Origin of the sequence: Psychroserpens jangbogonensis (assembly GCF_000797465.1) — a bacterium.
Lineage (GTDB): Bacteria > Bacteroidota > Bacteroidia > Flavobacteriales > Flavobacteriaceae > Psychroserpens > Psychroserpens jangbogonensis.
In genome coordinates, this window is record NZ_JSWG01000012.1 from 126,943 (window position 1) to 144,412 (window position 17,470).

The window sequence follows — 17,470 nt, forward strand, 5'->3', positions numbered from 1 at the left end:
TATTAAAATTTAAAGTTATAAGATACTGATGGTACGATACCAAAAATAGAAGTTCTAGTTGCTTCGTTAGCTCCAGTTTCTCTGTTCTGACCAAATGAAACAGAAGCTGCATTTTTTTGATTATAAACATTGTAGATTCCAAACACCCATTCACCTTTCCATCTGTTATTTGGTTTTCTATTTGGAACATAAGTTGCAGATAAGTCTAATCTGTGATACGAAGACAATCGGTTAGAATTTCTATCGGAATAGTTTGCAATAGAAACACCTTCATACTCGTATTGACCATTAGGATATGTTACAGGTCTTCCTGTTTGAAATACTAAATTTGATCCAAAGGTCCATTTCTCATTTAATTTATAACTTCCTGTAAGTGAAAAGTCATGGGTTCTATCTTGAGCTGTATTGTACCAATTACCATTATTAATTCCAGGGCCTCCTGCATTTCCTCCTAAAGTACGTTGTTCAGATTTTGAAATTGTATACCCGAAAAGACCTGTGAATCTGCCTTTAGATTTTCTAAGTAATAACTCTAAACCATAACCTCTAGATTCTCCATTTAAGATTTCAGTTTCTATTGTATTGTTCCCAATCAAATCAGATCCATCTATATAATCGATTCTATTATCTACAGTTTTATAATACACTTCAGCTTCAAACGAATAGGCTTTATCTTTAAAGTTTCTGAAGTATCCTAAAGCAAATTGATCAGACAATTGTGGTTTAATAAACTTTCCGCTAGGTGTCCAAACATCTAATGGTGTAACCGCTGAAGTATTAGATAATAAATGAATGTATTGCGCAGTTCTCGAATATCCAGCTTTTACTGATGATGATTCATTTAATTGATAAGACAAACCTAATCTAGGTTCGAGATTACTAAATGTTTCTATCTCATCTCCTTTGCTGTAATCTGTTTCTCCGACGGCTGTTCCTGACTGGTAGATTCCTAAGTTTTTATTGTAAACAACAGGTTGGTTGTTTTCGTAATTCATCAAAGACTGACCTCCTAGTCTTGAAAAACTACTATATCGTAAACCATATTGGGCCGTTAATCTATCTGTCAACTTATGCTCAGCATTAATATAAAGTCCACTTTCAAAAGCCTTCTTCTTATCTAACTGCAAAGCGTTTATAGGAGATGACTCTGAAGTAGGTTTTATTGCACCTGGATCAAAATCATAATAAATAGCATTTACTCCAAAGTCTAATTTAACCTTATCACTAGCATAATACTTTAAATCATATTTTATATTATAATTTTTAATTGACGATACCCAATCAAACTCGAAAGCATCTAAATCTAAATCGTAATCATACTTACTATAAATCAACGATGCATTTGAAAACAACTTATCGTTAAAGATGTGATTCCATCGTAAATTTCCTGAAAGGTTTCCATAACCACTTTTAAAACCTCCTTCAAAATTAAAATTATCTCTACCAAAATAACCTGATAAATACAGTTTGTTATTGTCATTAATTTTATAGTGAGTCTTTAAGTTTAAGTCATAGAAATTTGCACTATTTTCTTCATCTGCGGCTTTCATAAATAAATGGGCATAAGATCCTCGACCAGCAATTAAAAATGAACCTTTATCTTTAAATAATGGGCCTTCAGCAGCTAAACGACTAGAAATTGCACCAATGCCACCAGTAAGCATAAACTTGTTAGCATTACCATCTTTTTGACGCACATCTAATACCGAAGAAACACGTCCTCCAAAGCGAGCTGGAATGGCACCTTTGTAGAGTTTAACATCTTTAATAGCATCGGCATTAAACACTGAGAAAAAGCCTAATAGGTGTGATGTATTATAAATAATTGCCTCATCTAAAAGCACAAGATTTTGATCTACTGCACCTCCACGAACATTAAAACCGCCTGAAGCTTCACCAGTATTCGTAACTCCAGGTAATATCTGTATAGCTTTCACTATATCTACTTCTCCAAGCACGACAGGCATTTTTTTAATTGTAGCTACTTTAACTTTAGTAACACTCATTTGTGGACTTCTGAGACTCACACGTTCTGGCTCTTCAGAAGAGATAACAATTTCATCTAACTGTGTAGTGTCTTCTTTAATTTCAAAATCGATTTTAAAATTCTGGTCAAGTGAAATCTCCTGGGTTACATCTGCAAAACCAATGTAAGATACTACAAGGGTGTAATTCCCTTTAGGTGCTGTAATAGAATAAAATCCATATTCGTTACTAACGGCTCCAATTGTTGTCCCTTTTAAAAACACTGAGGCTCCAAAGGTGGTCTCTCCATTTTCTGCTTCTTTTACTATACCGCTTATCGTATAATTTTCTTGAGCGAATAATGAGACAGTAAATAGTATAAATAACACTAATAACTGATTCGTTTTTTGATTGTTCATTGTTTTGATTGTTCGTTTTTAATTGATTATTGTTTTCTTTTTTAATTTATCTTAAGTAATTGATTATCTGTTTGTTGTTGAAATTTTTTTCAGTTTTGTTAGACCCAGTAAACCAGCCTCTTCCTAATGGAAAATCCATACTATAATTCAATTTTTTAGGTTCTATTTTATTCATAACTCTTGATTAAACATATTTGGAATTTGGAAGCCATCTGCAAATTGTTCTAACTCCTTTGCTATTTGAAGAACTTTATAATCATGCCATTTCTGACCATGAATTTGTATGCCTACTGGTAATCCTTTTTTTGTCATTCCAATTGGAATAACGACAATAGGATGGCCAGGAATTGTTGACGGAAAATTAAATGGGATAAATGCTTTTGTATAAGGAACTTTTCTTCTATTTACTTCAAACGACGCTCCTGTTTTTTGATGTTGAAAAGCTGGTGCTATTGACACAGGTGTAATCCATACATCATGCTTTTTGAAAAATTCAGTAAATGTATCTGAAACATCTTCCTTGAGCTGTAATGCCTGAGCGTATTGATTTTTAGAGCTTTTTGCTCCTTGGCTCATTCCTTTTGCCCATTGTCTGTCTTTATATTTTGATTTTATAAACACATAAGAAATCAATCCTTTAAATGGCATTTTTTTCAAAGCTGCACCAAAATCGTAACCTGCTATTTTTCCCCAAAGGTTAATTAAAGTGCTAGAACTATAGCTAGGTTTAGATTGAACTAGTTCGTGATTTGATTGGTGAATCTTGGTCAAAAACTTCTGATAGACTTCTGTATAGTCTTCGTCAAGATATAGACCATCTAGAGTCTCTGAATAAGCGACTTTTAATTTCTCTCCTTTGTATTGAAACTGTTTTAAGGCTACAGGAGGATTTTCTGAAAACTGTTGTTCATTATTCCAAAGGACTTCCATAGCCAGTATTAAATCGTCCACGTTTCTGGCCATAGGACCATTACTTACTAAATATCTGCCCAGCCTTGGTAAACCAGGCGTTACCATATTCCCTCTATTTGGTAATGCTGATTCTGTAGTACGAATTCCGCAAACACCACAAAAATGGGCAGGCACTCTAATAGAACCTCCAGCATCTGTCCCCAATTCTAAAGCTGTAAATCCTGAAGCTAAAGCTGCTGCAGATCCACCTGAACTTCCTCCAACAACGTGATTAAGGTTATATGGATTATTAGTTTGCCCAAACCAAGGGTTTGTTGTTTGCCAATCTAAAGCATATAGTGCTAAATTGGTTTTACCTATTATGATGGCTCCAGCCTTTTTAAATCGCTTAACTAATTCAGCATCTGTAAGAACAATATTTGATTTTAATTTAGGATTGCCGTTGGAAGAAATTAATCCCTCAACATTAAAACTATCTTTTACAGTTATTGGCAAACCATGCAATGGTCCTAATACAATACCATCCTGTAAAAGCAGATCTTTTGCTCTTGCTTCAGAGATAATATCATCATAATCCCTAATGTCTGATATAGCATTTATAGTTGGATTATGAATTTTAATATGATTTAAGAATTCAATCGCAACAGCTTCACAAGAGATTTTTTTATCTCTTATTAGTTTTGTTATTACTGTTGCGCTTTGAAATAATATTGGTTTCATCGTATTGAATTTATGTTTGTCAAATGTATACTTAGGTTCAGTCTTGAGTGTTCCATTTTATAAAACGGAACACCCTTTAATTGACATCAATGATTTACAAGTGTTTTGCTTCTGTATATTTAAAATACTGACCATTAGTTGAGGCTTTTTTAATTGAGCCTCCTTTTGCTACCTTAAACACAGCTACTCCTTTTGAAGTGTCTTTTTTGATGTTACTGTTTTTAAAACCCTCAAAAGCATCTTTGTTTTCAAAGAAGATAATCTCACTAAACCTCCTATTCATCGTTTTAGTCATCTTTGAATTCTGTTTTAATTTTGAATAACCTATAGCTTGTCCGTTTTTAAACACAACACCTTCACCAAGAACAATAATACTCGATCCTACTTTTTTGATTTTTGGAAAGACAGCATAAGCATAAGCGCTGTTTTTTAAGGATTTTAGCTCTTGATTGTTTTCAATAACTTGTCCAATTGTTTTTTTAGAGTCCTTAATAAGTTGTTCATTCACTACACCTTTTGGTATGTATTTAAAATGCTGACCTCCTATTGAAGCCTCATACATTAAACCACCTTTTGTCATTGTAAATACTGCTACTCCATTTTGATAAGCCATATCAATTGATGCTCCTTTTTTCAAAGCTACCGCTGACGCTTGTGCATCAAACTTTAATTTTCCATTGGTGAATTTTTCAAAAGAATCCTTATTTTCAAAAAAGATGACTTCGCTGTATTGTTGTCCACCAAATTGTAAGCCAAATGATGCTTGTTTTAATTTAGACACTCCTACGACTTGATGCATTTCAAAAAGAATCCCTTTACCCATTGCTCCACCAATACCGATACCAGCTTTTGTTATTTTTGGAAAAACAACATAGCCATAAGACTTATTGTAAAATGATTCTAGTTTTGGAGTTTTTTCAAGCATTGTTTTTAAGGCCTCGTTTGAATCATTTGTTAATTCTGGATTCCAACCACCTACTTGTGCATTCATTGTAATTGAAATAATAAGTGCTAATACAGCTGTTATTATTTTCCCTTGTGTTAATTGTACTGTTTTCATTTTTATAAATTTTAATTATTAACGAATGAACTATTTCATATCGTTTTAATTCTTGTACAAAGATGTGGCAGTTTTGAATCTCAAAAGGTCAAGTATACAAGCCGGATAAAAACAGAGGTACGCGCTTATAGGTAAGCACTCAAAAAAGGAGTGTTTATAAGCGTTTTAAGAGAATTATAAATACTAATAAAAGAGGTGTGTATTTACAAGCAAAATGAATTATTGGTAAAAAAAAGCTTAAGATTTGAAAAAATCAGTAGGAGTTTTTCCTGTTTGTAATTTAAAATGCTTGTTAAATGTAGATTTTGTACTAAACCCACAATCATAAGCTAAAGAAATCATGGTGTATTTTTTGCTTTCTGGTAATTGAGCTAATTTAATAAACTCATTTATTCGAAGAGAATTGATGTAGTTGTAAAAATTCTTTCCTTCCATTTCATTAATCACTTGCGATAAATGATTTGGGTGTACTTCAAGACGTTTGGATAACTCAATCAATGTGAGCTCTTCGTCTTTATAGTACGAGCTGTCTTCCATTAAAACTTTTAGGCTCGTATAGATTTCTGAAGCCATCTCTTCACTCAATCCCGATTTGGCATATTTCTCTGACTTTATATCTTCTTTAGAAGGTGTTTTAGTACTTGGTTTTCCAGTTCCGTTTGTTGGTTGATTGTCTATAATGTCTTCAAGTTCTGCATTCGAATTAAATATACTTAACTGATTGATTCCAAAAATTGCAATACACAATACAAAAACTGAGACGGCAGAATATATTACAACCTCATCAAAAAATGCAGCTAAAACCCATATTACAGCAAAACCAATTGATAACAATCGAAGCCATTGCAACTCCTTTTTATCTGTATTAGAAAATTTGTCTTTAATACTTTTTTGATGTCTATTTATAATAACTAAAGACCATATAGAATATGTTAGACCAGATAAGGCAACTACAGTATTTTGAATCATTGAATACCATTCGAAACCTTCTCCATCGTTTTCAAAAACATAAATCTTTTCGGCACCTGTTATCATATAAAAAGGAATAGCTAATAACACAAGTAGTATCGTTGGCACAAAGTGCAGTAGTGTTATCCAATTATTATCTAATCTATTCCCTGTGATTTCCCTTACATACAAATACAAGAACACACCAAGCATCACTGGCATCGAAAGAGTGATTCCTAAAAAATCAGGGTATTGATAAATGGCTTTTGTAACCAGAAAATAATTTAATAGCTGATTTATTAAAATTAGAACTAACCAAAGAACCAAAATCTGATCTGCACGGGATTTGTTCTTTTTTATAAGTAAAAGAAGGCAAAGAAAAACGGTAATGAAAATTCCAATTATAAAAAACATGTAGCTAAATAATTCTATGAGTACAAAATAACGGAATAATTCTTAAGGATGATTTATTTATATTTACTAAATGGTTATACATTCAAGACATAAACGTCAAATAAGGCAAATTTTCATGTTTGGTGCCATCTGGCTCTTATTTGGATTGATCTATATTTTACTAGAAGCTGGCCTAATAGGAGCACTAGATCAATACCCAACAACTGGAAATCTATACAGTTTTAAAGGATCATTACTTGTTGTAAGCATTGGTAGCTTCTGTATGGGATTGTTTCAAGGCTGTGTTGAAGTGTTATGGATGAAAGCATACTTTAGTAAACTTGAGTTATGGAAAAAGTTTGTATTTAAGAGCATCTTCTACCTCATCTTGATCATTCTATTTCTATCAATCATAACTTTAGTAACTAATGCTATTCTCTTAAACAGTAATGTATTTAGTCAGGAAGTATTTGATAGGTTATTAAATTTTATGTCCGAATTTTCGTTTTGGACTATTATTATCTATACAGGTATAATTCTTGACATTGCACTGTTTTATTCTGTAATTGAAACGTATTTAGGTAATAACGTTGTGCTGAATTACCTCGGAAAATATCATAAACCTATTCAAGAAAAGCGAATATTCATGTTTTTAGATATGAAATCATCCACTACCATTGCTGAGCAAATTGGTCATGAACGTTATTTTAAATTATTAAAAACGTATTATGCCGATATGACTAATGCTATATTAGAAACTTCTGGTGAAGTATATCAATACGTAGGCGATGAAATTGTTGTGACTTGGAAAGAAAAAAGAGGTGTTCATAATAATAATTGTATTCATTGTTTTATTAAAATTTCAAACGCCATCACTAAAAACAAAGACACATATATCACGGAATTTGGTTTGATCCCAGAATTTAAAGCGGGTTTTCATGTTGGTGAAGTTACAGCTGGAGAAATAGGCATCATTAAAAAGGACTTAATCTATACTGGAGATATATTAAATACAACGGCACGAATTCAAGCCGAATGTAATAGTTATAATTCTAAAACACTTATTTCTGAATCATTGTTTGATCAATTAACCGAAGAACCTGGCTATTCATTCATTAAAATTGACGAATTACTACTTGAAGGAAAAAAAGAACACATCCAATTATATGATGTGGTTTATGATTAGATTTTTTTTATAACAGATTAAATCCAAAGTGTCCATTATATATTCGCATAAATTCTAAAAACACAAAACCTCCAACCAAAAAGGCTGAAGGTTCTATTAGTAGCGGGAACTGGACTCGAACCAGTGACCTTCGGGTTATGAGCCCGACGAGCTACCTACTGCTCTATCCCGCGATTTAATATCTAAAATGATTTTCTTAGCTTTTAACTTTCGGTTCATAATGCCGACTCAATCATTTAGGAGTGCAAATATACAATGCTTTTTGATTTTAGCAACAATAAAATACAAAAAAATAACTCCCAACTTTAAACGTTGAGAGTTATCTAAAAAATTAAAACTATAAAAAATAATTAATCTTCTATGTCTAAAGTTGCTAATACTCCTGTATCATTGTTATTTACAAAATCAAATTGTTCCATATTTGGAAACTGTCCATGTAACTTAGCGAACTCGCCTTTAAAATCATTATTACCTATCATTAATACCTTAAGGTTTGATAAGTTTGCCAAGTCTGTTGGAAGATTGCCAAAAAACGCATTATTAGCTAAAACTAATTCTTCTAAATTTACAAGACTTGAAATCGCATTAGGTACTATTCCTAATAAACTATTATCAAATACACTTAATATTTTTAAGTCAGTTAAATTACCAATACTTTGAGGTAATTTACCAGTTAGGTTATTACTACTAATCAATAACTCGTTTAGGTTACCTAAATTACCTAATGAATTAGGCAACACTCCTGAAAGTCTATTATTGTATAATTCTAAAGTTTGTAATTGTGATAACTGACCAATAGATTCAGGAATTGATCCTTCAATATTGTTCATGAATAATTGCAATGATTGTAATGAAGATAAGTCACCAATCCTATTTGGCAATTCTCCATCCAAATTATTAAAAGCTATATTTAATACTTTAAGAGCTTTTAGGTTTCCAATTGAATTTGGAATAACTCCTGTGATATTATTTCTAAATAAATTTAGTTCTGTAAGGTTAACTAGATCTCCAATTGTTTCAGGAAGTTGACCTTCAAGATTATTGAATTCTAAATTAAGAGCAACTACTTTTTCATCTTCAACAGTAACACCATACCAAGTTGAAACAGGACTGTTTATATCCCAAGTGGTATTCCAAGATGTTCCTTTTGTAGAATTGTGTAAAGCAAGAAGTGCTTCTTTTTCTTGTGTAGTAACATTAGCAAACGAAAATATCGTTACTAAGCATAACAACAATGTAATTTTAACGGTTTTCATAATAGTAGATTTTTGTGAGGGTGCACATTTACTATAACGAAAATAACAGAATATCGACGATCTACCAACTTTTTTCGATGAAATGCATGGTCGTTCATCGAAAAATATATAACCATTTGATTTTTAGGTGTTTAAAAAATGACTATTGTTCAATATTTTGAGCTTCAAAGCTTGAAATTTCGCTATTTTCAGTACTAATATTCAATTGAATAGGATTACAGCACACCTCACAATCTTCAATATATGACTGTTTTTCTTGTGAAATATCAATGAGCATTGATATGTTTTCCCAACAATATGGACATTGAAAAAAGTGTTCTTCCATGTTCAATAATCGTATAAATTATGTAAGTTCTTCTAAATTCAAATGGACTTTTTCCCAATCTGTCATTAAATGTTTTAACTTATCTTTCTTTGTTTGATATCGATCAAAAAAAGTTTCATCTGCAACTGTGGCATCATAATTTGTTGCCAGCTCAACATCATCAGTTTTAATCTCCTTTTCTAACTGATTTATTTTAGATTCGATATTGCTTAACTTATTGTTAAGCGATTTAAGCTTCTTCTGATCTTCGTAAGATTGCTTATTTGTAGTCTTAGGAGTTACTTTTACAACTGTTCGTTTTTCAACTTCACGTAAATTCTCAACATTACGTTGTTCTAAATAGAAATCAATATCACCTAAGTATTCTTTAATTTTTTCGTCTTTAAATTCGTAAACCTTATTGGTTAAACCTTGAAGGAAGTCCCTATCGTGAGATACCAATACTAAAGTCCCTTCATACTTTTTTAAAGCTTCTTTTAATACATTTTTAGATTTGATATCCAAGTGATTTGTAGGCTCATCCATGATTAAAACATTAATTGGCTGCAGCATAAGTTTTGCTAGAGCTAATCGGTTTCTTTCTCCTCCAGAGAGGACTCTTACATACTTTTCTGCTTCGTCACCACGAAACAAAAAGGATCCTAAAATATCACGTACTTTACTTCTATTAGTTTCGTTGGCAGCATCAATCATTGTGTCTAAAACCGTTTTGCTACCATCTAGATACTCTGCTTGATTTTGAGCAAAATATCCTATCTGTACATTATGACCTAGTTTTAGATGTCCTTCATATTTAATTTCACCGACAATAATTTTTGCTAGTGTAGATTTACCCTGACCATTTTGACCAACAAATGCGGTTTTACTATTGCGCTCTATCATCAAATTAACATCCGATAATACTTGATTATCGTCATAACGTTTAGAGATGTTTTCCGCTTCAACCACAACCTTCCCAGGAATAACAGATACTGGAAAATTTAAAGTCATTACACTATTATCATCTTCATCTACTTCAATACGATCAATTCTGTCTAATTTCTTTATTAGAGACTGAGCCATAGTAGCTTTACTCGCTTTAGCCCTGAATTTTTCAATCAGTTTTTCAGTCTGTTCAATCTGTTTTTGTTGATTTTTCTGTGATGCAAGTTGCTGTGTTTTTATTTCTTGACGAAGTACTAAAAATTTAGAATATGGTTTCGGATAATCATAAATTCTACCTAATGAAATCTCAATTGTACGATTGGTAACATTGTCTAAAAACATTTTATCGTGAGATACAATTACTACTGCTCCTGAATAATTCTTCAAAAAACTCTCTAACCATATAATCGATTCGATATCTAAGTGGTTTGTTGGCTCATCTAAAAGCAAAACATCATTGTTTTGTAATAACAACTTAGCTAACTCTATACGCATTCTCCAACCTCCAGAAAAGGTGTCTGTGAGTTTATTAAAATCCTCTCGCCTAAATCCTAGACCTTGTAATATTTTTTCAGTTTCACCTTGATAATTATAACCTCCTATAATTTCATAGGTGTGTTGAATCTCATTAAGGTCTACCATTAACTGATGATAACTTTCACTTTCATAATCAGTACGTTCAGCCAATTGAGTATTAACATCCTCCATTTTGGCTTCAAGCTCTTTAATCTCTTTAAAAGCTTCATAAGACTCATCAAGAACTGTTCTTCCTAAAACAAAATCTATATCCTGCTTTAAGAAACCAATACTCAAATTTTTATCTGCAGCAATTTGCCCTGAATCTGGCTCTAATTCTTTTGACAGAATTTTAAGCATTGTAGATTTACCTGCGCCATTTTTACCTATTAAACCAATACGATCTCCAGGACTGAGTTTAAACGTGATATCCTCAAAAAGAAATTCGCCTTGAAAAGAAATAGAAAGATTATGGATATTAAGCATTTGTTACTTTTGTTACAATGAAATTATTAATTAACCGTAAATTTGTACCTAAATACAAAGCGCAAAAGTAATCAAATTTAAATCATGTTAAAAGGCACAAAAGTATACAGTATTTTCACAGGAGCTTGTCCGAAATGTCATCAAGAATCTATGTATAAAAATAGAAACCCATATGTGCTTCGTGATGTTTTTAAAATCAACGAAAAGTGTTCGCATTGTAATACACGTTATCTCATAGAACCTTCTTTTTTCTATGGCTCAATGTATGTAAGTTATGGTGTTGGCATTGCATTTGCAGTAGCTGCTTTTATAATTAGCTATTTATTTTTGCACTCATCTTTATTGACTGCATTTATTGCCATTGTTGTAACCATGATTGCTTTCGGACCAATAATACTTAGACTTTCCAGAAATATTTGGATTAATCTGTTTATGAGTTACGATAAAAACTTAGTGAAGAAATAGCAATTGATTTAATAAAACCTTGTAATATCGATTTGTGGATCTAAACTGTTTCCATTCTCGATATGTTGAAAAAGCTGTTCAGCCGCAAATGGAGACATCATCACACCTCTGGTTCCTAAACCATTAAGCACAAATAAATTTTGATAATCAGGATGTGAGCCAACAAAAGGTCTACGATCTCTTGTTGTAGGACGTATTCCTGCGATTTGCTTTACGACTTCAAAATCACAGTTAATTATTTTTTTAAGTTTGTCTACTAGCTCATCCTTTGCATCAGCAGTAATTCCATGTGTTTTGTCTTCCCTTTCATAAGTTGATCCAATCCAATATAAATCGTCTCCTAGTGGAACAACAAATACTGATGACTTTAAAATGAAATCCATTTTCAAATCTGGTGCCTTGATAGTAAGCATTTCTCCTTTAGTTCCAATTATGGGAAGGTTCTTAAAAAAAGGATTGCTATTTAATCCAAATCCTTCAGCAAATACAATATTCTTTGACACTACATTTTTATACTGAACAGAATGCTGTTGGATTTCTAATTGATTATGGTGAAACTCTTCTTTATATAATTTATTCTCCGAAATCAAAAAATCCCTATATGATGTAATTAATTGACTTGTATTGATTCTACCAGAATGCAACACTTCTCCAAAACCGAATTCAGCGTGTATTGCAGAGTTTTCGTTCTTAATTAAATTCGTAGATAAAAAATCTTCCAAAATAGGTTTATCTGAAGCTGTAAACCAATCATTTTGTTCTTCAACAGATGTAAACTTTCTATATACTGGTAGTTTATAATTTAGTTTTACATTCAGCAGCTCTTCAAGTATTTTATACTTTGGAATTGATATCTCTAGTTGAACTTTAGCATTCCACACATGAGTAAATCGTTTTAAGACTACAGGATTATAAAGACCTGCTGCAACTTTAGAAGATTGTTGGGATTGGTTATCAAAGACTATAAAGTCTTTATTATGCTTTCTAAGTTGCTCACAAAAAGCAATACCAGCTAATCCATTACCTACTATTATATAATCTACGTGTTTCATTGAGACAAAAATAAAGAAGATATCATAAGAATAATTCAACTTTACATAAAAAGATTCTCATTTCGGAAGGAGTGAAATAAAAAACGCTCACTAATGAAGTGAGCGTTTTTTAATAATATAATTATTTGTTCTTACTTAGTAAGACCACATATCTTGTTCGAAATCACGAATCTTATCTTTAATTCGATCAGATTCTAATAATTGCATTAAAGCATTATCTGCTATATATTCTTTTACTTCACGATCTCCATATACATTTTCTTCTTTGTACATGTAAGCGTTAAAGCGTCTAGAGTTTAGCAAGTGATCAAAAGTTAAAGGCATAGCACTATTCTTGTTATTGAAAGCTTTAGATTCGTGTAATACTTGTCTAGCTTCAGGGAAAAACACCCAAAACAATGCATTTGGCATTCTATTCGTTTCGTCATTAGAATCAATAAAGTTAATATCTGGTGCTGCAGGTGCAAGACCTAAAATTCTATACTTTAATTCTCCATGACGCTTATCAAAATACCAAAGACCTTTAATTAAATAAGCACTGATATCAAAAGCTTCAATATTTCTTGTTGTGATATACTCAGGATCTACATAACCATCAGCATTTAATTGGTCGTAACCAATATCTAAAGTATCAATTTTAGTTGTGATGTCACCAAGTTCCTTTATGGTTCTTTTTTCAGTAAAATAAGAATCATTATAAACATTCTGAATTACTCCATCTTTAACGGCTTTAATCAGAGTATGATATAAAGAACGTCTTTCTTTCCCAATATTATTAGTATCTACAGGAAAGTATAACGGAAAGTTAACTCGTTCGTCTAAAACCACTTTTTCCCAAGTCATTTTAGAGAACAATATATCTCTATCATCAAGATAACCGTATTCTAATGGTTTGTCATTATCTAGTGCTAACTGAGCTTCAGTTTTAACACCAATTGCTTCTGGTGTTCTAGCATTTAGAATATTTGCCTGAGAAAACATACTTGAAGTAAGTCCTACAGTAACAAAAATTGATAATACGAATTTATAATTCATCTCTTTTAATTTTAAATTTGGGTTAATCTACTATAACGTAGGTTAATTAGATAACTCTATAACTATTGGAGTTGCAGGTTTAATAATTGGTCCATTACTTCTAGACTTAATATCAAAAATTTGAATTGCAGCACCACGTTTAGCTTTACGTAAAGCACCTTTAGCTGCTCCATTTAATCTGTTTCCAGCACATGTTACAGATGGTTGACCTGGTATTTTAATTTTAAATCCTGTAACCGTTAAAGGTAAATCAAAATCAAAATCTAATAATACAGCATCAACTTTACCAATCTCTACATTGTTTCTAGGCAATTTAGCAAAACTTTTACCTGCCATTTGACCTGCTGGTTTAGGAATATCCTTAATTCTAAAAATAGCTTTATCACTTACTTTAGAACCATCATCCAATGTAGCAGTTACGTTAATCGCAACTTCTCTACCTGAAGTAGGAACCATTGAGTATTTACCCATACCAGTACCTTTTTTCAATCCAGCACCTGAAGCAGATACTTTATTATCTGGCACACCAGCGAATGAAATAGTCATTGGATTTACAACACCACGATATACAACATTCATTTTATCTGCTGAAATTGTAGCAGAATTTGGTCTTGGTACAACAACATAGTTTCCTTTAATTGGAATTTCTAATGGTTTACCATCTTCTAAGAAGGTGAATTTCCCATCAATTTCATGCTCTCCAACTCCACCAACGTTAAAATCTAAACGTGCAGCACCAGTTGAATCTATTGCTTCTGCTAAGTCGATAGATTGACCACCAATACTTAATCCTGTAGGAGGTACTTTAGCGTATTTACCAATAACAACTCTACCTTGGAATTTTTCACCAGCAAAGAATGCTGATTTATCAGATAAAACTATAGCTTGATATTTGTTAAGCGATACAGCGTCTGTTAATACATTACCCAAGAAAAGGTTCATCATACCAGCCTCAGTAACTTTTACGTCATTCTGCATTGCAGTTAACTTAGTATAAGAAGCAATTGCAGGAAAACCTTGGAAATGGTAATTTAACCACTCAATTTTCTTCCCATCTTTATTAGGCTCTTTCTCAGTTTTAAACAAATCTTCAAAACTTTCTAAAGCCTTACTGTATTTAATATCCTCTCCTAAGATTTTTCTAACCTCAGATTTATAAGACATAATATTAGCCATGACTTCATCACCCTTTTTAGTAAATCTATCACCTGTAAACCAAGCCTCATCTAGGATATCAGTCTTATCCATCGCTTCAAATGGTAATTTACCAGTTTCAGGATCGATAGCGTATTCTCCTTTTTTTAATAAATCGTTCTTTAAAGTTTCGATATAGTTATAAAACTTCTCAGATGCGATACTAACTTCTTTCGCTTTTGAAGCTGGAATCATAAATTCTTCTGGCTTCTCTTCCGATTTTAGTTCTAAATCAGCCAACAACGTTTCATTTCTTTCAGTTGTTGCCTCGTTTGAACTTGCAAATTTTGCTTCCATTAATCCGAAAGCGGATAGTACTTCTTTTGACATATTCATCGCCATCATAGCAATAAATACTAAGTACATCAAGTTAATCATTTTCTGCCTTGCAGATAATTTTCCTCCTGCCATTTTAAATTAGTTTTTTAGTTTGTTAATAGTTGTTATTAAATCTAGTTTAAAAACTAATTAGCTTTTATTCATTGCAGAAAGCATTCCACCATACACACCGTTTAAAGATGATAGGTTAGATGCTAATGATTGCATTTGTTCTTTTAATTTAGTTGCGTTTTCAACAGCTTCTTCATTAATAGCAGCTTGACGATTAGCACTTTCCATTTGTACTTTATAAAGACTATTTAAAGACTCCATTTGAGCAGCAGCTAAAGACATTTCTTCGCTGTATTTCTTTTGAGCATTCATTGAATCTACAGTTGGACTAATTGCAGTTGCAGCTCCTTCAAAGTTTTTGATACTTGAACCTAAACTTGCCATTAATTCACCGTCAATTTTAGCTTCTTTTAAAAGGTTGTCTAATTTTTTAGATAATAAACCTTCAGCATCTTTAGGTTCTTCTTTATTCTTTTTATTTGACAACATTCCTCCAGAAAGTTCTGGATATACTAAAGACCAATCTAATTCTGATTGTTGTCTTTCAAAAGCTGAATATGTAAATACTAATGCTTCAACAATCATACCTATGGTAAGGATTTCAGATCCGAAAGGCCAGTGTTGGATTTTAAATAAAGCTCCAACAATTACAATTGCTGCTCCTAATCCGTAGATCATATTAGTTACGGTTACTTTTCCTTTTTGTGCCATAATTTGTTTTTAGTTTTTAGTTTAAGTGAATCACTTAAAGTAGATTAGATATTTAGTTTAGTTAATTATTAATTAGTTGGTTGCTGCATTTAGTGTTACTTCAGTTCCCATGTAATCCTGAACTGTTCTAAACCCAATGTAGCTTCTTGCCGAATCTGCATATTCATAGTCTCTAGAACTTACTTGTAAGAAGTAAGCAACATCTTTCCAAGATCCTCCACGAACTACTTTACGTTCGTTATCTGGATCATTTACGTTTGGATTAAATGATGCAGAGTACTCATATGATGCTGCATCATAAGATCCTTGTACCCATTCTGAAACATTTCCTGCCATATTATAAAGATCGAAATCGTTTGGTTCGTATGCATCAGCCTCAACAGTATATAATGCCTGATCTGCCGCATAATCCCCTCTTAATGGTTTAAAGTTTGCCATAAAACAACCTCTATCATTTTTCGCATAAGGTCCACCCCAAGGATAAGTTGCCCCTTGTAGACCACCTCTTGCAGCGTATTCCCATTCTGCTTCAGAAGGTAATCTGAATTTATTTACATATGGTTTTCCTTTACTTTTCTGGTATGTATTCTTCTTTAGTGTTCTCCATTGACAGAAGGCCTTTGCTTGTTTCCAAGACACACCTACCACAGGGTAATCACCATAAGCGTCATGCCAGAAGTAATCATTATGCATTGGTTCGTTATAAGAATATGAGAAATCACGTATCCAAGCTGTTGTGTCTGGATAGACAGCAACTTCTTCTGTAATTATTACATCTTTACGTCTTAAACTACGATCTTTTGCAGCTTTTTGAATATCCATATATTTATACTGGAACTTAAATTTCGTTACATCCCAAGTACGTTGACCATTGTATGATTCTTCAATTGGTAAATACATTGTATCCATGACCTCAGCATAATACTCATCTGGATAGTCATTGGTATCAAAAATCAACTCAGCCTCACGGTTAAGCTTTCGACCTTCATAACCTGTAGGACCTAATCCACTATAGTTATCATACATATACTTCTCGTATACAGACATGTTTTCTGGATCAGCATCGTTAAATGCAAATTCTCCAATTCCTCCATTACCAGGAGTTTCACCAATTTCATCAGCTAAAATTGCAAGTTTAGTTTTTAATATTGAATCTCTAACCCAATATACAAACTCACGATACTCACTATTAGTAATTTCGGTTTCGTCCATATAGAACGCTCTAACAGTAACAGTTCGTGTTGGTGCATCTTGTACACCAGCAAGGTCATCATCCGATTTTCCCATTATAAATGCTCCACCTGGAACAAGTGCCATTCCATAAGGTTTTTCAGGATGCCATTTCTTTCCTTTAACTCCAATCAGTTCTCCTTTGTCACCAGAGCCACAACCGACTAATAGAGCTAAAACAGCAGTTAATAAAACAAACTTCTTAATATTCATAGAAACTCGAGGTTAAATTATTTAGTTGTAATTATTATGTCTTAAAAACGTGTTTATTATTTTTAAGGCA

At 32.3% G+C, this 17,470-nt stretch carries 14 protein-coding genes and 1 tRNA gene; 2 read left to right on the plus strand and 13 right to left on the minus strand.

Annotated elements, in window-relative coordinates; translation table 11 throughout:
- Nucleotides 1–2: 2 nt before the first annotated feature.
- The 4 genes from RH81_RS12685 to RH81_RS12700 all read right to left on the minus strand — a co-directional run bounded on the left by RH81_RS12685 (nt 3) and on the right by RH81_RS12700 (nt 6,246).
- Nucleotides 3–2,384: a TonB-dependent receptor gene (locus RH81_RS12685; RefSeq protein ID WP_033960886.1), complete on the minus strand. Its 2,382-nt coding sequence runs from the start codon at nt 2,382–2,384 to the stop codon at nt 3–5.
- 171 nt (nt 2,385–2,555) lie between these two features.
- Nucleotides 2,556–4,016, minus strand: coding sequence for an amidase (locus RH81_RS12690; protein ID WP_033960889.1), 1,461 nt, complete (start codon nt 4,014–4,016; stop codon nt 2,556–2,558).
- A 94-nt stretch (nt 4,017–4,110) separates the two neighbouring features.
- Nucleotides 4,111–5,076: a YSC84-related protein gene (locus tag RH81_RS16800; RefSeq protein ID WP_081988315.1), complete on the minus strand. Its 966-nt coding sequence runs from the start codon at nt 5,074–5,076 to the stop codon at nt 4,111–4,113.
- 237 nt (nt 5,077–5,313) lie between these two features.
- Nucleotides 5,314–6,246 carry a helix-turn-helix domain-containing protein gene (locus RH81_RS12700; RefSeq protein WP_161791990.1) on the minus strand — a complete coding sequence of 311 codons (933 nt, stop codon included), beginning with the start codon at nt 6,244–6,246 and terminating at the stop codon, nt 5,314–5,316.
- A 307-nt stretch (nt 6,247–6,553) separates the two neighbouring features.
- Between RH81_RS12700 and RH81_RS12705 the strand changes: the two genes are divergently transcribed.
- Nucleotides 6,554–7,603, plus strand: coding sequence for an adenylate/guanylate cyclase domain-containing protein (locus RH81_RS12705; protein ID WP_206539389.1), 1,050 nt, complete (start codon nt 6,554–6,556; stop codon nt 7,601–7,603).
- A gap of 100 nt (nt 7,604–7,703) precedes the next feature.
- Here the strand turns inward: RH81_RS12705 and RH81_RS12710 are convergent.
- The 4 genes from RH81_RS12710 to RH81_RS12725 all read right to left on the minus strand — a co-directional run bounded on the left by RH81_RS12710 (nt 7,704) and on the right by RH81_RS12725 (nt 11,110).
- Nucleotides 7,704–7,776: transfer RNA gene (locus RH81_RS12710), tRNA-Met, on the minus strand.
- Between the two features lie 177 nt (nt 7,777–7,953).
- Nucleotides 7,954–8,859, minus strand: a complete 906-nt coding sequence (locus RH81_RS12715; protein ID WP_033960892.1) for a leucine-rich repeat domain-containing protein — start codon at nt 8,857–8,859, stop codon at nt 7,954–7,956.
- 142 nt (nt 8,860–9,001) lie between these two features.
- Nucleotides 9,002–9,184, minus strand: coding sequence for a CPXCG motif-containing cysteine-rich protein (locus RH81_RS12720; RefSeq protein ID WP_033960895.1), 183 nt, complete (start codon nt 9,182–9,184; stop codon nt 9,002–9,004).
- An 18-nt stretch (nt 9,185–9,202) separates the two neighbouring features.
- Complete coding sequence (locus RH81_RS12725; protein WP_033960897.1) at nt 9,203–11,110, minus strand: ABC-F family ATP-binding cassette domain-containing protein; 1,908 nt, start codon at nt 11,108–11,110, stop codon at nt 9,203–9,205.
- Nucleotides 11,111–11,191: 81 nt separating this feature from the next.
- Here RH81_RS12725 and RH81_RS12730 point away from each other — a divergent pair, with 81 nt between their 5' ends.
- Nucleotides 11,192–11,575: a DUF983 domain-containing protein gene (locus tag RH81_RS12730; RefSeq protein ID WP_033960899.1), complete on the plus strand. Its 384-nt coding sequence runs from the start codon at nt 11,192–11,194 to the stop codon at nt 11,573–11,575.
- A gap of 8 nt (nt 11,576–11,583) precedes the next feature.
- Here the strand turns inward: RH81_RS12730 and RH81_RS12735 are convergent, their stop codons facing one another.
- The 5 genes from RH81_RS12735 to porK all read right to left on the minus strand — a co-directional run bounded on the left by RH81_RS12735 (nt 11,584) and on the right by porK (nt 17,394).
- Nucleotides 11,584–12,627: an NAD(P)/FAD-dependent oxidoreductase gene (locus RH81_RS12735; RefSeq protein WP_033960901.1), complete on the minus strand. Its 1,044-nt coding sequence runs from the start codon at nt 12,625–12,627 to the stop codon at nt 11,584–11,586.
- Between the two features lie 135 nt (nt 12,628–12,762).
- On the minus strand, nt 12,763–13,662 hold the full coding sequence (gene porN, locus RH81_RS12740) for a type IX secretion system ring subunit PorN/GldN (protein ID WP_033960903.1): 900 nt from the start codon (nt 13,660–13,662) through the stop codon (nt 12,763–12,765).
- A 42-nt stretch (nt 13,663–13,704) separates the two neighbouring features.
- The gene (gene porM, locus RH81_RS12745; RefSeq protein ID WP_033960904.1) at nt 13,705–15,267 is read right to left on the minus strand and encodes a type IX secretion system motor protein PorM/GldM; all 1,563 of its coding nucleotides are present in this window, start codon (nt 15,265–15,267) and stop codon (nt 13,705–13,707) included.
- A 57-nt stretch (nt 15,268–15,324) separates the two neighbouring features.
- Entirely contained in the window at nt 15,325–15,957 is a 633-nt protein-coding gene (gene porL / locus RH81_RS12750) for a type IX secretion system motor protein PorL/GldL (RefSeq protein WP_033960905.1), read from the minus strand.
- A gap of 72 nt (nt 15,958–16,029) precedes the next feature.
- Nucleotides 16,030–17,394, minus strand: a complete 1,365-nt coding sequence (gene porK / locus RH81_RS12755) for a T9SS ring complex lipoprotein PorK/GldK (protein WP_479551606.1) — start codon at nt 17,392–17,394, stop codon at nt 16,030–16,032.
- Nucleotides 17,395–17,470: the final 76 nt, after the last annotated feature.

Bases quoted from the DNA above. Each gene is read 5' to 3' on its own strand.
- RH81_RS12690 (WP_033960889.1), bottom strand. From the start codon at position 4,016: ATGAAACCAATATTATTTCAAAGCGCAACAGTAATAACAAAACTAATA.
- RH81_RS16800 (WP_081988315.1), bottom strand. From the start codon at position 5,076: ATGAAAACAGTACAATTAACACAAGGGAAAATAATAACAGCTGTATTA.
- RH81_RS12725 (WP_033960897.1), bottom strand. From the start codon at position 11,110: ATGCTTAATATCCATAATCTTTCTATTTCTTTTCAAGGCGAATTTCTT.
- RH81_RS12735 (WP_033960901.1), bottom strand. From the start codon at position 12,627: ATGAAACACGTAGATTATATAATAGTAGGTAATGGATTAGCTGGTATT.
- RH81_RS12700 (WP_161791990.1), bottom strand. From the start codon at position 6,246: ATGCCAGTGATGCTTGGTGTGTTCTTGTATTTGTATGTAAGGGAAATC.
- RH81_RS12705 (WP_206539389.1), top strand. From the start codon at position 6,554: ATGTTTGGTGCCATCTGGCTCTTATTTGGATTGATCTATATTTTACTA.
- porN (WP_033960903.1), bottom strand. From the start codon at position 13,662: ATGAATTATAAATTCGTATTATCAATTTTTGTTACTGTAGGACTTACT.
- porL (WP_033960905.1), bottom strand. From the start codon at position 15,957: ATGGCACAAAAAGGAAAAGTAACCGTAACTAATATGATCTACGGATTA.
- RH81_RS12685 (WP_033960886.1), bottom strand. From the start codon at position 2,384: ATGAACAATCAAAAAACGAATCAGTTATTAGTGTTATTTATACTATTT.
- RH81_RS12715 (WP_033960892.1), bottom strand. From the start codon at position 8,859: ATGAAAACCGTTAAAATTACATTGTTGTTATGCTTAGTAACGATATTT.
- RH81_RS12720 (WP_033960895.1), bottom strand. From the start codon at position 9,184: ATGGAAGAACACTTTTTTCAATGTCCATATTGTTGGGAAAACATATCA.
- porM (WP_033960904.1), bottom strand. From the start codon at position 15,267: ATGGCAGGAGGAAAATTATCTGCAAGGCAGAAAATGATTAACTTGATG.